The organism is Frateuria sp. GZRe14 (genome assembly GCF_051900395.1).
In the GTDB taxonomy this organism is placed as follows: domain Bacteria; phylum Pseudomonadota; class Gammaproteobacteria; order Xanthomonadales; family Rhodanobacteraceae; genus Frateuria_A; species Frateuria_A edaphi.
In genome coordinates, this window is sequence record NZ_JBHZGJ010000001.1 from 846954 (window position 1) to 860752 (window position 13799).

Below are 13799 nucleotides of genomic sequence, written 5' to 3' on the forward strand. Positions count from 1 at the left end.
CCGGCTGCGGCACAATAGCGCTCTTGTGCGCCGCGCAAGGCGGTGCGTTGAAGCCGAAAAAGCCGCCCATGACCACCATCAAGCAAGACGACCTGATCCAGTCCGTCGCCGACGCGCTGCAGTACATCAGCTACTACCATCCCGTCGACTACATCACCAGCCTCGCCGCCGCCTACGAGCGCGAGGAATCGCCCGCCGCGCGCGACGCGATGGCGCAGATCCTGATCAACTCGCGCATGGCCGCCGAGGGCCACAGGCCGCTGTGCCAGGACACCGGCATTGTCACCGTGTTCCTGAAGGTCGGCATGGACGTGCGCTGGGACGCCACCATGAGCCTGGAAGACATGGTCAACGAGGGCGTGCGGCGTGCCTACAACCATCCGGAAAACAAGTTGCGCGCGTCGGTGCTGGCCGATCCGGCCGGCAAGCGTCTGAACACGCGCGACAACACCCCGGCGGTGATCAACATGTCGATCGTGCCGGGCAATACGGTGGACGTGATCGTCGCCGCCAAGGGTGGCGGCTCGGAGGCAAAATCCAAGTTCGTGATGCTCAATCCGTCCGACTCGATCGTCGACTGGGTGCTCAAGACCGTGCCGACCATGGGCGCCGGCTGGTGCCCGCCGGGCATGCTCGGCATCGGCATCGGCGGCACCGCCGAGAAGGCGATGCTGCTGGCCAAGGAATCGTTGATGGAACACATCGACATCCAGGAGCTGATCGCGCGCGGGCCGTCCAGTCGCGTCGAAGAGCTGCGCATCGAGCTGTACGAGAAGGTCAATGCATTGGGGATAGGCGCCCAGGGCCTGGGCGGACTGACCACCGTGCTCGACGTCAAGATCAAGGACTACCCCACGCACGCGGCCAACCTGCCGGTGGCGATGATCCCCAACTGCGCTGCGACCCGCCATGCGCATTTCACCCTGGACGGTTCCGGTCCGGTGATGCTCGATCCGCCCTCGCTGGAACACTGGCCGAAGCTCACCTACGACGCCTCCAAGGGGCGTCGCGTAAACCTCGACACCGTCACCCGCGAGGAAGTGGCGACCTGGAAACCGGGCGAGGTGCTGCTGCTCAACGGCAAGCTGCTGACCGGTCGGGATGCGGCCCACAAGCGCATGGTCGACATGCTGAACAAGGGCGAGCCGTTGCCGGTCGATTTCAACGGCCGTTTCATCTACTACGTCGGGCCGGTCGATCCGGTGCGCGACGAGGTCGTCGGCCCGGCGGGCCCCACCACCGCCACGCGCATGGACAAGTTCACGGGACAGGTGCTGGCGCAGACCGGCCTGCTGGGCATGGTCGGCAAGGCCGAGCGCGGTCCGGCGGCGATCGAGGCGATCAAGGAGCACCGCTCGGTGTATTTGATGGCCGTGGGCGGCGCGGCCTACCTGGTGTCCAAGGCGATCAAGGCCTCGCGCGTGGTGGGTTTCGCGGACCTCGGCATGGAGGCGATCTACGAGTTCGAAGTCAAGGACATGCCGGTCACCGTGGCGGTCGATTCCGCGGGCAGCTCGGTGCACCAGACCGGGCCGAGGGAGTGGCAGGCGCGGATCGGGAAGATTCCCGTCGTTGTTCAATAACGCCTTACGCGCAGCGCATACCTTCGCATCTTCTCCGCTCCGGGGAGAGGATCGAGGCGAGGGGGCAAGGCTGGCGGGGAACCCGAACTGACCGGGGTCCGTAGGTCAGGCCGAGGCCGGGCCGGCCCCTCACCCGGCCCCTCTCTCCGGAGGAGGGAGGGGCTGCTCTCGGCAAGTTCCATAATTCAGCCGCCTAAACGTCCAAAAGCTGCCATCAAAAATCCATTGCATTCGCCTTGCCGCAGCGCAACACTGGCGCGATTGTTTTCCGCCACCACTGCAATGGAGCCCTCGTGACCCCGCAAAACCCCGCGCCGCTTCCGGCGGACGCGCCCGTACCAGGCCAACCCTGGATCGTGATGAAGTTCGGCGGCACGTCCGTCGCGACGCTGCCGCGCTGGCAGAACATCCGTGAGCTGATCGCCAGCCGCCGCGCCGAAGGCGCCCGCGTGCTGGTGGTCGTGTCCGCGCTCACCGGCATCACCGACGCACTGAAACAACTGTGCGGCGAGGGCAACGGGGACAAACGCAAGGCGGCGGCCGATGCGATCGCGCAACGCCACCACGACTTGCTGGGCCACATGCAGCTGCCGTTGTCGGATGCGCTCGCGGTGCGGCTGGCCGACCTCGCGGCGCTGGCCGCCGAGGGTCCGGCGTCGCTGGGCGAACTGGCCTGGGCGGCGCAGGTACAGGCGCACGGCGAACTGATGTCCAGCGCACTGGGCGCGGCCTATCTCAGCGCCAGTGGCCTGCCTACGCAATGGGTGGATGCGCGCGAGTGCCTGGCCGCGATCGCGCTTCCGAACCAGAACGAGCGCACGCGGCTGCTTTCGGCCACGGTCGAGGCGCACCCCGATCCGGCCCTGGCCGCGACGCTGGCTGAGCAGGGCGAGGTGTTCATCACCCAGGGCTTCATCGCGCGTGAAAACCAGGGGCGCACCGTGTTGCTCGGTCGCGGCGGATCGGACACCTCGGCGGCGTACTTCGGCGCGCTGCTCAAGGCCTCGCGGGTGGAAATCTGGACCGACGTGGCCGGCATGTTCACCGCCAACCCGCGCCATGTGCCCGGCGCAAGGCTGCTGCAGCGTCTGGATTACGAGGAAGCCCAGGAAATCGCCACCACCGGCGCCAAGGTGCTGCACCCGCGTTGCCTGTCGCCGCTGCGCGAGCCGCGCGTGCCGCTGCTGATCAAGGACACCAACCGGCCCGAACTCGAAGGCACCGTGATCGGCCCGGAGGTGCGCGAGCACGCGCCGAGCGTCAAGGCGATCAGCGCGCGCAAGGGGCTGACGCTGGTGTCGATGGAGTCGGTCGGCATGTGGCAGCAGGTCGGTTTCCTGGCCGACGTGTTCGCGCAGTTCAAGAAGCATGGCCTGTCGGTGGACCTGATCGGCTCGGCCGAAACCAACGTCACGGTGTCGCTGGACCCGACCGAGAACCTGCTCGACTCGGACGCGGTCGCGGCGCTGGCGGCGGATCTGGCCAAGGTGTGCCGGGTCAAGGTGATCGCGCCTTGCGCGGCGATCACCCTGGTCGGCCGCGGCATGCGTTCGATGCTGCACACGCTCTCGACCGTGCTGGCCGAGTTCGGCCAGCTGCGCGTGCATCTGATCTCGCAGTCGTCCAACAATCTCAACCTCACCTTCGTGGTGGACGAGACGGTGGTCGACGAGCTGCTGCCACACCTGCACGAGCTGCTGATCTCGGCCGGCGCGCTGCGCACCGACGACAGCGCGCTGTTCGGCCCGAGCTGGCAGGCGCTGTACGGCAGCGGCGAGGCCGCGGCGCAGGCCGCCGCCTGGTGGCGCGATCCGTTCGCGCGCGAGCGCCTGCTGGCGCTGGCCGCGGAAGCCACGCCGCGTTACGTCTACCACCTGCCCACCGTGCGCGCACAGGCCCGGGCGATGCAGTCGCTGGGCGTGGTCGACCGCGTGCACTACGCGGTGAAGGCCAACACCCATCCGGCGATCCTGCGTGCGCTGGCCGCGGAAGGCTTCGCCTTCGAATGTGTGTCGCCGGGCGAACTGAAGGCCGTGCTGGCGACCGTGCCGGACACCGCGCCGCTGCTGTTCACGCCCAACTTCGCCCGACGCGCCGATTACGCCGACGCACTGGCTACGCGCGCCACGATCACCCTCGACGCGCTGCACCCGCTGGAGCATTGGGGCGAACTGTTCCGTGGCCGCGAGATAGTGCTGCGGGTGGATCTCGGTCGCGGGCTGGGTCACCACGAAAAGGTGCGCACCGGCGGCAACGGCAGCAAGTTCGGGTTGCCGGTGGAACAGATCGATGCCTTCCTGCGCCTGGCCGACACGCATCAGGTCAGCGTGCGCGGGCTGCATGCGCATCTGGGTTCGGGTGTGCTCGATCCGAAGCACTGGGGCGAGGTGTACGCGCAGCTGGCGAGCCTGGCCGAACGCATCGGCAGCGTGGCCTTCCTCAACATCGGCGGCGGCCTGGGCGTCCCTTCGCACCCGGGCGAGGCGCCGCTGGACATGGCGGCGCTGGAGCGCGTGCTGCGCGAGGTCAAGGCGGCCTATCCGCATTATCAGCTGTGGATGGAGCCGGGGCGTTATCTCGTCGCCGATGCCGGCGTGCTGTTGGCTCGCGTTACCCAGATCAAGGGCAAGGGCAGCCTGCGTTACCTCGGCGTGGACGCCGGCATGGACAGCCTGATCCGCCCCACCCTGTACGACGCCTGGCACGAGATCGTGAACCTTACGCGGCTGGATGCGCCCGCCGAAGCGCTGTTCCAGGTGGTCGGGCCGATCTGCGAATCGGGCGATGTGCTGGGTACCGATCGGCGCCTGCCCGAGGCGCAGGAAGGAGACGTGATGCTGATTGCGCAGGCCGGGGCATACGGGAAGGTGATGTCGTCGCGGTACAACCTGCGGGACGAGGCGGACGAGGTGATCCTGGAAGGGTGAGGGGCCGCTCTAGCGAAAGACGCCCATGGAGGGGAGGCGATGAAACGCATGAACGTGGAGCGGGCGCCCGGACTGCGCCTTGGCATGACCGACGCCGAGACGGCACTCTGGTACCGCCTGAGGAATTGGCAGTGGGACGGCTGCAAGTTTCGCCGACAGCATGAGGTCGATCGGTACGTGGTCGACTTTGTCTGCATCGAGGCAAATGTTGATCGTGGAACTGAATGGCGGCCAGCACTTGGAGCAACAGCACTATGACGACGCACGCACACGCCACCTCCCATCCAAGGGCTACCGCGTGCTGCGTTTCTGGAACAATGACGTACTGACGAACATCGAGAGCGTGCTCGAGGTGCCGATGGAGGCTTTGACGAGCCCCAGCCCCTCACAGCCATTCCCTAAGGGAAGCGGGAGCCCGCACGACGGAGAGATAAACGAGTGACGACGATCAACCCGCGCCTCACCCACAGCTTCCGCTTCGTGCGGGCCAGCTATGCCGACGGCGTGGCCGAGCTGGCCTACGCCTTCGACCAGGGCGAGGAAATGATCGAGCGTATCCGCTTCCCGGACGCTCCCACGGTGCCAGCCGAGCGCCAGCAGGCGTTCGACGCGGCGCTGAAGCTGCTGCATTTGATCGCCGGCGTGAGCTACTACAAGGCGGGCGTGCCGCCGAAGATCGGCATCGAACCGCTGGACGAGGCCACGGCCGACCTGGCCGATGCGTTGTATCTGCACGGACTGGCCGAATTCGCCTATCGCAATGGCCTGGACCTGCGCGGGCGCATCGCGTTCCCGCGCGGCGCCGCCACGTCATCCGCAGCGCCTGCCCTCGACCTGCCCAAACGCACCCTCGTCCCCATCGGCGGCGGCAAGGACTCGCTGGTCGCGGTGGAGGCGATCAAGTCGATCGGCGGCGAGGCCACCGCGGTATGGGTGGGCAATTCCCCGCTGATCGCCGCCTGCGCCGAGCGCACCGGACTGCCGACGCTCAACATCCAGCGCGAACTCTCGCCCGTGCTGTTCGAACTCAACCGCCTGGGTGCCTGGAACGGCCATATCCCGGTGACCGCCGTGAACTCGGCGATCCTGGCGCTGGCGGCGATCCTCTACGGCTACGACTCGATCGCCTTCGCCAACGAGCGCTCCGCTTCGGCCGCGACGCTGGAGTACGAGGGCCAGCAGGTGAACCACCAGTGGAGCAAGGGTTTCGCCTTCGAGGTATTGCTCTCGGACTGGCTGCACACCCACGTGGCCGCGGACCTGGACTACTGCTCGCTGTTGCGGCCCTGGTCGGAACTGGCGATCACGCGCGCCTTCGCGCGCCTCACGCCGTACTTCGACGCCTTCTCCAGCTGCAACCGCAACTTCCGCATCCTCGGGCCCAAGCCGGCCGACCGCTGGTGCGGGCAGTGCCCGAAGTGCCATTTCGTGTTCCTGGCGCTCGCGCCGTTCCTGCCCAAGCCGCGGCTGCTTTCGATCTTCGGGCGCAACCTGCTGGATGACGAAAGCCAGGCGGCCGGTTTCGATGCCCTCCTGGAATACCAGGACCACAAGCCGTTCGAGTGCGTCGGTGAGGGTGCCGAGGCGCGCGCGGCGATGTACGCACTGAGCCAGCGTTCGGAATGGCAGGAGGACGCGCTGGTCGCCCGGTTCATCCGCGAGATCCTGCCGCAACTGGACCGCTCCCGGCTGGCGCTCGAGCCCTGGCTCACGCCGTCGGAAGAACATCGCGTGCCGGCCCGGCTGCAGCGCGCGCTGGAGGCGATCGGCTGATGCGCATCGCCGACCTGGCCGGCCAGCGCGTGGCCATCTGGGGCTTCGGCCGCGAGGGCAGGGCGGCGATTGCGGCCTTGCACGCACGCCTGCCGCAGTTGCCGCTCACGCTCTTCTGCGGCGCCGCGGAGGTGGCCGCGGCGCAGGCGTTCGATCCGGCGTTGCTGGTGCGTGCCGAGGAGCCCGACGCGGTCGCGCTGGGCGGCTTCGACGTGGTGGTGAAATCGCCGGGCATTTCCGCCTACAAGCCGGCGCTGCTCGGTGCACAGGCCAGCGGCACGCGCTTCACCTCCGGTACCGCGCTGTGGTTTGCCGAGCAGCCACAGGCGCCGGTGGTGGCGGTGACCGGCACCAAGGGCAAGAGCACGACCACGGCGTTGATCGCGCATCTGGCCCGGTCGCTGGGCGTGCGTACGGCGCTGGCCGGCAATATCGGGCTACCGCTGCTGGAACTGCTCGACGTACAGGCGCAGCTGTGGGCAGTGGAGCTGTCCAGTTTCCAGACCAGCGAGGCAGGGCCGCTGCCGCTGGGCGTGATCACCAGCCTGTACGAGGAACACCTCGACTGGCACGGCTCGCGCGAGCGCTATGTCGCCGACAAGCTCAAGCTCGCGCGGGCGGCGCGCACGCTGCTGGTGAACGGCATGCAGGAGACGCTGCTCGACCACACGGCGGAGCACCCGCGGCGCGTGCTGTTCGGGACGCCCGAGGGTTGGCACGTGGACGATGGGTTCATCCGGCGCGGCGGCGAGCGCATCTTCGACACGGCCGGGCTGCCGGTGCCCGGCCAGCACAACGCGCTCAACGCCTGCGCTGCGCTGGCCGCGCTGGAGACGATGGGGCACGACGCGCGCGCAGCGGCGCCGGCGCTGGCGCATTTCCACGCACTGCCGCACCGCCTGCAACCGCTGGGCGAGCGCGACGGCCGCTCGTGGATCAACGACTCGATCAGCACCACGCCGCAGGCGACGCTGGCGGCCCTGGCGAGCCTGGAGGGGCGCGAGGTCACCGTCATCGTGGGTGGGCACGATCGCGGGCTGGACTGGTCGGAGTTCGTCGAAGCGGTGAGCGACCAGGCCGGCCTGGCGATCGTGGCGCAGGGTGCCAACGGGCCGCGCATCGCCTCGGCGCTGGGCGAAGCACAAGCGGTGGGCGAGGTCGTGCTGGTGGCTTCGCTTGACGAGGCGGTGGAACGGGCCAGGGCGTTGACGCCCGCGGGCGGCGTGGTGCTGCTGTCGCCCGGCGCGCCGAGTTTCGACCAGTTCCACGACTACGCCGAACGTGGCCGGCGCTTTGCCGAACTGGCCGGATTCGATGGTCAGGCGATCAGCGGCATCGAAGGACTTGGCGTCGCCTGAACGGATGCGGGATCACTTCGATCGGCCTTCGACCTACCTTGGGGTGAACGCCCAGTCGCCGACGTCGGAGCGACAGCGCGAGGTTTGCTCCCCCGTCGGGAGAGGGCCGACAAGCGTGTGGGAATTCGGGCAAAGCGGCGTGCCAGGCATCGCCGCCAACCGGGTCGCGAGGTCGCGCTAGCCCTCCGATTCCCTGCCCTTGTTCACCAGGTCGCGGACGCGATGACCCCCTTTGGTGCCCAACTCCGAGTAACCCTCGGAACCGAGCTCCTCCTTGCGGGCCTCGCCGCCCTTCTTGCCGAGCGCCGAATAGCCTTCCGGTCCCAGCTGGCTCTTGCGCGTCTCGCCGCCTTTCTTGCCCATCTGCGAGTAGCCCTCGGGACCGAGCTGTTCCTTGCGGATTTCGCCGCCCCTCTGGCCGGCCTCGCGCACGGTCATGTTGCCGGTGTTCTTGTTGCTTGCCATGGTTCGCACCTCTCGGTTGGCAGTAGATGGTGGAGCCCACGCGGGCTCCAATGGTTCCGGTGTCCGGGATGCCTGCCGCGTCGACCCGCTCGCCCGCGTGGCGGCCTCATCGGCGGAGTCCGTGGCGAACAGTCATGCCGACGGGGTTACTCCATGTCGCCATAGCCCTTCATCACGTCCTGCGGACCGCCATAGTTGTCCCCGGGCAGCTCGCGGAGGGTCCGCATCACCTCCTCGGGCGCGTCATTGCGGCGTGCGGCGTCGATCAGGTCCCGCTTCCCGGCCGGGTACTCCACGCCAGACAGAAACTGCTGCACGTTGGCCGGCGAATTGCCTCCCAAACCTCGTGTCATGGTGAACCTCCGCGATTACTCGCCGTTCTCGGATTCCTTGCCCTTGTTGATCAGGTCGCGCACGCGCTGCCCGCCCTTGGCGCCCAGTTCGGAATAACCTTCCGGACCGAGCTGTTCCTTGCGGGTTTCGCCGCCTTCACGGCCGATTTCGCTCATCGCGTTCGGGCCACGCTGCTCGCGCAAGGCCTCCACGCCCTGGTGGCCGAGGTCCGAATAGCCCCCGGGACCGAGCTGTCCCTTGCGGATCTCGCCGCCCCTCTGGCCGGCTTCACGCACGGTCATGTCGCCGCTGCCTCTGGGACTGGATGGGGTGTGGTTGTTGCGTTCGTTGTTTGCCATGGTCTGTCTCCGGGTTGATGGGGAGCGCCCGCCAGGGGCTGGGCATGCGTTGCAACCCGTATGCCACCGCGCAAGAAGCCAAGCCGCGCCGGTTGCGGGCCGGGAGGCGGATGGCGGGGCGTGTAATTTGCGCCTGCCGGTGGAAAGAACTGCCAGCCTTGCGCGCGTGGGTGGAGCGCCTGCCTGGTGTCAGTTGCCCTCGCTCTGCTTGCCCTTGTTGATCAGGTCGCGGACGCGGTGGCCGCCCTTCGTACCGAGTGCCGAGTAACCCTCGGATCCGAGTGCCTCCCGGCGTGCTTCGCCGCCTTTCCTGCCGATCGCCGAATAGCCTTCGGGACCGAGCTGTGCCTTGCGGATCTCGCCGCCCTTCTGGCCGGCTTCGCGGACGGTCATGCCGCCCCTGTCGTCGTTCTGATGCTTCATGCCCGTCTCCTGGCTTCGATGCGAAGGAAGTGCGGTGGTGGTCGCCATGCAGGCCGATCAGTGGCGGCGGCCGTCGCGGTCCTCGGCCTCGCGGCCCTTTTCGACCAGCTCGCGTTCGCGCTGCCCGCCCTTGTGGCCGCCCTTCTGGCCGGCCTCGCGGACGGTCATGTCGCCCCTGCCGCTGCCATGGGCCTGTTTCGAAGGTTGCTGGTCGCGCTCGTTTTGCTGTCTGTCTCTCATCGGTCGGCTCCCGTGCTGGATCGTGGTGGCTGTTGCCTGCGCCCTGATCGTCGCGCTGTCCGGCCTGGCGGGATCGCTGACCAGCTCCCGCGCGTGATGACCGGCTCGAACACCAGCGCGCCGGTGTCAGGCAGCCAAGGGACTGCATCAGCGATGCCAGAACCAGGCGCGCCGCGGGCTCCGGGGTTTCGCTGCTCGGCGCTCGGCGGGTGCCTGAAAATTTGCGTTGCCCGGGAAAGAACTACAGGCGCGACCAGGCGGGTGGCTGCGTGGTTGGCGGGCAGGGCGCCGGGCACGGCGGGCAGCATCCATGACCGCGTGACGCCGCGCCACCGGCGAGGAAGACGGGCGGCATCGACCGCTACGGAGTGCCCGCGCGCCAAACGACATGAAGGCGGGCCACAGGATTGCCCGGGAATTGCGCGAACGAGCAGCGGCGCTTCCGGGAACGCTCAGCGCTCCAGCCGGTAATTGAGGCTCGCACGGCTGAATTCGGTGGCGTTCTGCACTTCGAGGTTCCAGCGCTGGCTGAGCCGGTAGCGCAGCGTGATCACCTGGCCCGGCTCGAACAGCCCCACGCCATAGCTCAGGTACAACCGCGGCGAGAGGTACTTGCCCACCGTGAAGGCCGACTCGCCGCCGAGCGCCTCGTTGCTGGACACGCCGATCTCGTCGATGCCCAGCCGGCTGCCGATGCTCTTGGCCAGCAGGTCGCCGGCGGCCGAGCCGAGTGCCTGCGCCGCGGCGCCGACCATGTCGCCCTCGCCGCCGCTGACCTGCGACAGCGGCTTGCCGGTGATCAGGTAGGAGAGCGCGTCGGACTGCTCCATCGGCGGATTGGAAAACACGGTGAGGACCGGACGCTGCGCCGTGCCGGTGATCAGCAGTCCGACCTCCTGGCCCTCGTCGATGGTGGCGTTGGGGTTCAGGCTGCGCACCGCGCGCAGGTCCAGGCCGGGGTTGTCGATCGGCGTGCCGGCGAACAGCAGCTTGCCCGCCTCGATGTGCAGGTCCTGGCCGTAGGCCTGGTAGGTGCCGCTCACCGCGATCTGGCCCTGGCCGCGGGTGGCGCGGCCGGGTTCCTCGATCACCGTGAGCGTGCCGGCGAGCTTGCCGTCCAGGCCCTTGCCGGTCAGGTGCGCGCGGCGGCCGAGATCGACCTTCACGCGTGCGTAGATCGGCAGCTGCGCGGCGGCGGCTTCCTGCTCGCGCTCGTCGACCACGACCACGTCGGACGATGCCTTGGTGGCGCCGCCGCCGGGCAGGCGGTCGAGGTTCACGTCGGCACTGTCCAGCGCGACGTCGCCGGTGACGTGCAGGCCCTGGACATCGCGCTGCACGCGCAGGTCGGGCGTGAGCACCACCTGGGCCGCGGGGATGTCGGCCACGGTCACGTTCTGGCCGGTGAGCGTGATCGCGCTGAGCGTCTGGGTGGTAAGTCCGTAGCTGCCGCCGATCACCAGCGTGCCCTTGCCCGAGCGCACGTGGCCGTCCAGTTCCACGTGCTGCGCGTCGGGGGCGCGCAGCACCACGGTGCCGTCGGCGAGTTTGAGGCCCAGCGCGGGCACCTCGGCGGCAAATCCGTCCACGGTGGCCTGGCCGGTCACCGCCGGTTGCGCCAGCGTACCGGCGAAACCGAAGCGACCGTCGAGGCGGCCCTGCACGTTGGCCAGCTCGCTGGTGAGCAGTTCCAGCGGGGCGAGGCTGTCGAGGTTCAGGGTGAGCTCGCCGCCAAGCGCCCGCGCATCGCCATCGATGGTCACGCGGCCGTCCAGCCGTCCATCGGCATTGAGCGCGGCGTGGGCTTCCAGCTGCTGGTGGCCGGGAGCGAGCCTGGCGTCGACGGTAAGCCCGCGCCATGCCAGCAGCGGGCGTTGCGCCTGCTGGATGTAGGTGACCGACCCCTGGTCGGAGGCGAGCGTGGCCTGGCCGCTGAGCGCGCCGGCGGCGCTGCGCTTGAGTGTGCCTTCGCCATGCAGTTCGCCGTCGGCGCGCATGGGCAGGTCCGCGTAGCCGGCGGCGTTGAGCAGCAACGCCAGCGGCAGCGCGCGCAGGCGATAGCTGGCGGCAAGGTTGCCAGCCTTGTCCTGCCTGCCCTGGACGCACAGCAGCGGATCGCCGGCGGTGAGGCACAGCTGGGACAGCGCCAGCGCACCGTCCTCGTAGTCCAGCGTGGCCGGGTCCTGCAGCCGCCAGCGCGGCAAGCCCTGGGGCTCCAGGTCCAGCCTGTCCAGGGTGCCCTTCCAGTGATGCCGGTCCAGGCTGCCATTCAGGGCGAGTTGAGCGGAGAGCTGACGGCCATTCGCGTCGAGCGTGAGCGTGTGGGCTGCCTCGGTGCCATCGGCGTGCAGCGCCAGCGTGTCGAAGGCGAGGCCGCCGAGCCAGGCGTCGCGCGCGTCGAGGTCGACATGGCCGCCCGGGCGGCTGATGTCCGGCACGTGCGCCTGCACATCGAGGCGGTCGACGCGCTGGGTGCCGTAGGCGATCGTGCTGCCGTGCACTTCGGCGTCTATCCCCAGCGCGGGCTCCAGGCCGGTAACGTGCACATGCGCGTCGAGCCGACCGCCGGCGTCGGGCAGCCAGTCGGCCAGCGTCGCGATGGTCGCTTGCACCTGCACATCGTTGCGTGCGCCGGGCTTGCCTTCGACTGACAGCGTGCTGCGGCCGGAGGCAAGCGACAGCGTGCCATCCACCACTTCATTGGGCGAGAGGTGCAACTTGCCCTGGCCTCGCACGGCGCGGCCGCGCAGTCGACCGTCGAGGCGGGCGAGATCCAGCGTCGCATCGGGGTGGCCCGAGGGCAGGGTGCCGCGGGTCGTCAGTTGCGCGTCCAGCGCGCCGTTCCAGCCGGCGAAAAGTTGGCCCGGGTCGAAGTCCTCCGCGTCGGCCGCCAACTCCCAACCGAACACCGGTTGCAGCGTGAGCGTGCCTTGTGCGTGCAGGTGGCCCTGCGGCTGGCGGACGTCCAGCATGTGCAGGGCCAGCTGTTGCGGCGTGCCGTCGACGTTCACCACCAACTGCGCGAGCTTGCCGGGCGGGCCGATCGCGATGTCGCCCTGCGCGTGGAACTGCGCCGTGCTGCCACGCACGTCCAGCTGGCCATGACTGGCCAGCGGCTGGCCAGCCAGCTCGGCGGGCAGCTCCAGGTCCTGCCATGACAGTTGCAGCGTGCCGCCGGGCGGTGTGGCGTCGAGCTGGATCTGCCCGTGCGCCTGCAGCCTGCCCTTGATCCGCGGCGAGGTGAGGGTGAGCGTCTCCAGCGCGAGGCGGCTGCGGTCGTCGCTCAGCTGCGCCTTCAGTGGGGCCAGTTGCAGGCGCCACTGGTTGAGGTCGACGGTGCCGGTGAGCGTGCCGCCAAGACGGTCGCCCTTGCCGGTCAGGTCGAGCGCGAGGCTTTGCAGCGTGCCCTGGCCGAGTAGCGGTGCGGGGTCGAAGCGCGGCGCCTTCAGCGAGGCCGTCCAGGGCCAGGCGCCGCCTTGTTCGAGCTGGACCTGCACATGCGCCGCCATCGGCTGGCTGAGCGCGAGGGCGAGCCTCGCGCGGGCGCCGTCGCTGTGCGCCTGCAATTGGCCCGCGTAGGTGGTGTCGCCCAGCGTCCAGGCGAAGCTCGCCTGGCCGGTGCCCTGCCAGGTGCCGCCGATGGCCAGCGTGCCATCCACGTCCGCGCGTCCCTGGGGCGAGCGCAGGCGCAGCGTGCGGATGACGACGCCCTGCGCGTTCCACTGTCCGGCGAGGTCCAGCGTGTCGGCGGTGAACAGCGGCTGCTTGCCCTGGTGGATGGCGACGTCCGCCACGTGCGCCTGGTCGACCTGGATCGCCAGCGGCGGGTTGAGCGAGAGCGGGCCGCGGCTTTGTTCGTTCGGCGCGGGAGGCGGCAGCGCGACATCGACGCCCTGCACGTCGAGCATGTCGAGGTGCAGTTGCTTGCCGAGCAGCGGCCAGAGGCGCACGTCCAGCCTGGCGCTGGCCACGCGTATGTCCAGGCCCTTGCCGTCGGCATAGCGCAGGCCCTTGAGCTGCAGCGGGCCGGCAAGGCTGCCGCTCGATTGCTGCACGCTGAGTGCGCCATCGGTGAACCCGCTGGCGCGGGCGAGCGCAAAGCGCAGGCCCGCGCCGGTGCCCAGCAGCCACCACAGGCCCAGCGCCAGCAGCAGGAGCAGGACCAGCACGGCGATGCCGATGCGCTTGAGCCACTTCATGCGCGCCGCCCGCTGTTGCGACGGCCGCGTACCACGGCGCTACGGAGCAGTAGGTCCGGCACTCGGGCCTTGGGCGCGGGGTTTCCCTCACCGACCCCCGGGCACCGCCCCCCCCGCGCGGGGGAAGGACCGATGGCGT

Annotated in this window: 12 protein-coding genes; 6 read left to right on the top strand and 6 right to left on the bottom strand. The window is 69.2% G+C overall.

What is annotated here, in order from left to right:
• Positions 1-68: 68 nt before the first annotated feature.
• The 6 genes from ACFWZ1_RS03765 (at position 69) to murD (ending at position 7641) form a co-directional block, all read left to right on the top strand.
• On the top strand, positions 69-1583 hold the full coding sequence (locus tag ACFWZ1_RS03765; protein ID WP_231323807.1) for a fumarate hydratase: 1515 nt from the start codon (positions 69-71) through the stop codon (positions 1581-1583).
• A 353-nt stretch (positions 1584-1936) separates the two neighbouring features.
• Positions 1937-4510: a bifunctional aspartate kinase/diaminopimelate decarboxylase gene (locus ACFWZ1_RS03770; RefSeq protein WP_439666864.1), complete on the top strand. Its 2574-nt coding sequence runs from the start codon at positions 1937-1939 to the stop codon at positions 4508-4510.
• A 39-nt stretch (positions 4511-4549) separates the two neighbouring features.
• Positions 4550-4768 carry an endonuclease domain-containing protein gene (locus tag ACFWZ1_RS03775; protein ID WP_439665492.1) on the top strand — a complete coding sequence of 73 codons (219 nt, stop codon included), beginning with the start codon at positions 4550-4552 and terminating at the stop codon, positions 4766-4768.
• Positions 4716-4952: a DUF559 domain-containing protein gene (locus tag ACFWZ1_RS03780; protein WP_439665493.1), complete on the top strand. Its 237-nt coding sequence runs from the start codon at positions 4716-4718 to the stop codon at positions 4950-4952. Before ACFWZ1_RS03775 ends, ACFWZ1_RS03780 begins: the two co-directional genes overlap by 53 nt.
• 5 nt (positions 4953-4957) lie before the next feature.
• A complete protein-coding gene (gene murL / locus ACFWZ1_RS03785) occupies positions 4958-6283 on the top strand; it encodes a UDP-N-acetyl-alpha-D-muramoyl-L-alanyl-L-glutamate epimerase (RefSeq protein ID WP_439666865.1) in 1326 nt (441 codons plus the stop codon).
• Positions 6283-7641, top strand: coding sequence for a UDP-N-acetylmuramoyl-L-alanine--D-glutamate ligase (gene murD / locus ACFWZ1_RS03790; RefSeq protein ID WP_439665494.1), 1359 nt, complete (start codon positions 6283-6285; stop codon positions 7639-7641). Before murL ends, murD begins: the two co-directional genes overlap by 1 nt.
• 177 nt (positions 7642-7818) lie before the next feature.
• On the opposite strand, the gene ACFWZ1_RS03795 is transcribed toward murD, so the two are convergent.
• The 6 genes from ACFWZ1_RS03795 to ACFWZ1_RS03820 all read right to left on the bottom strand — a co-directional run bounded on the left by ACFWZ1_RS03795 (position 7819) and on the right by ACFWZ1_RS03820 (position 13660).
• On the bottom strand, positions 7819-8106 hold the full coding sequence (locus ACFWZ1_RS03795) for a KGG domain-containing protein (RefSeq protein ID WP_231323813.1): 288 nt from the start codon (positions 8104-8106) through the stop codon (positions 7819-7821).
• A 146-nt stretch (positions 8107-8252) separates the two neighbouring features.
• Positions 8253-8459 carry a DUF2795 domain-containing protein gene (locus ACFWZ1_RS03800; protein ID WP_439665495.1) on the bottom strand — a complete coding sequence of 69 codons (207 nt, stop codon included), beginning with the start codon at positions 8457-8459 and terminating at the stop codon, positions 8253-8255.
• A 15-nt stretch (positions 8460-8474) separates the two neighbouring features.
• On the bottom strand, positions 8475-8798 hold the full coding sequence (locus ACFWZ1_RS03805; protein ID WP_231323817.1) for a hypothetical protein: 324 nt from the start codon (positions 8796-8798) through the stop codon (positions 8475-8477).
• Between the two features lie 189 nt (positions 8799-8987).
• Positions 8988-9221, bottom strand: coding sequence for a KGG domain-containing protein (locus tag ACFWZ1_RS03810; protein ID WP_231323819.1), 234 nt, complete (start codon positions 9219-9221; stop codon positions 8988-8990).
• 57 nt (positions 9222-9278) lie between these two features.
• Entirely contained in the window at positions 9279-9461 is a 183-nt protein-coding gene (locus tag ACFWZ1_RS03815; protein WP_231323821.1) for a hypothetical protein, read from the bottom strand.
• Between the two features lie 452 nt (positions 9462-9913).
• The gene (locus tag ACFWZ1_RS03820; RefSeq protein WP_439665496.1) at positions 9914-13660 is read right to left on the bottom strand and encodes a translocation/assembly module TamB domain-containing protein; all 3747 of its coding nucleotides are present in this window, start codon (positions 13658-13660) and stop codon (positions 9914-9916) included.
• Positions 13661-13799: the final 139 nt, after the last annotated feature.

What these genes read in the sequence shown, in the direction of transcription:
- ACFWZ1_RS03765 (WP_231323807.1), top strand. Translation starts at nt 69, where the DNA reads ATGACCACCATCAAGCAAGACGACCTGATCCAGTCCGTCGCCGACGCG.
- ACFWZ1_RS03775 (WP_439665492.1), top strand. Translation starts at nt 4,550, where the DNA reads ATGAAACGCATGAACGTGGAGCGGGCGCCCGGACTGCGCCTTGGCATG.
- ACFWZ1_RS03780 (WP_439665493.1), top strand. Translation starts at nt 4,716, where the DNA reads ATGTTGATCGTGGAACTGAATGGCGGCCAGCACTTGGAGCAACAGCAC.
- murD (WP_439665494.1), top strand. Translation starts at nt 6,283, where the DNA reads ATGCGCATCGCCGACCTGGCCGGCCAGCGCGTGGCCATCTGGGGCTTC.
- ACFWZ1_RS03795 (WP_231323813.1), bottom strand. Translation starts at nt 8,106, where the DNA reads ATGGCAAGCAACAAGAACACCGGCAACATGACCGTGCGCGAGGCCGGC.
- ACFWZ1_RS03800 (WP_439665495.1), bottom strand. Translation starts at nt 8,459, where the DNA reads ATGACACGAGGTTTGGGAGGCAATTCGCCGGCCAACGTGCAGCAGTTT.
- ACFWZ1_RS03805 (WP_231323817.1), bottom strand. Translation starts at nt 8,798, where the DNA reads ATGGCAAACAACGAACGCAACAACCACACCCCATCCAGTCCCAGAGGC.
- ACFWZ1_RS03810 (WP_231323819.1), bottom strand. Translation starts at nt 9,221, where the DNA reads ATGAAGCATCAGAACGACGACAGGGGCGGCATGACCGTCCGCGAAGCC.
- ACFWZ1_RS03815 (WP_231323821.1), bottom strand. Translation starts at nt 9,461, where the DNA reads ATGAGAGACAGACAGCAAAACGAGCGCGACCAGCAACCTTCGAAACAG.
- ACFWZ1_RS03820 (WP_439665496.1), bottom strand. Translation starts at nt 13,660, where the DNA reads ATGAAGTGGCTCAAGCGCATCGGCATCGCCGTGCTGGTCCTGCTCCTG.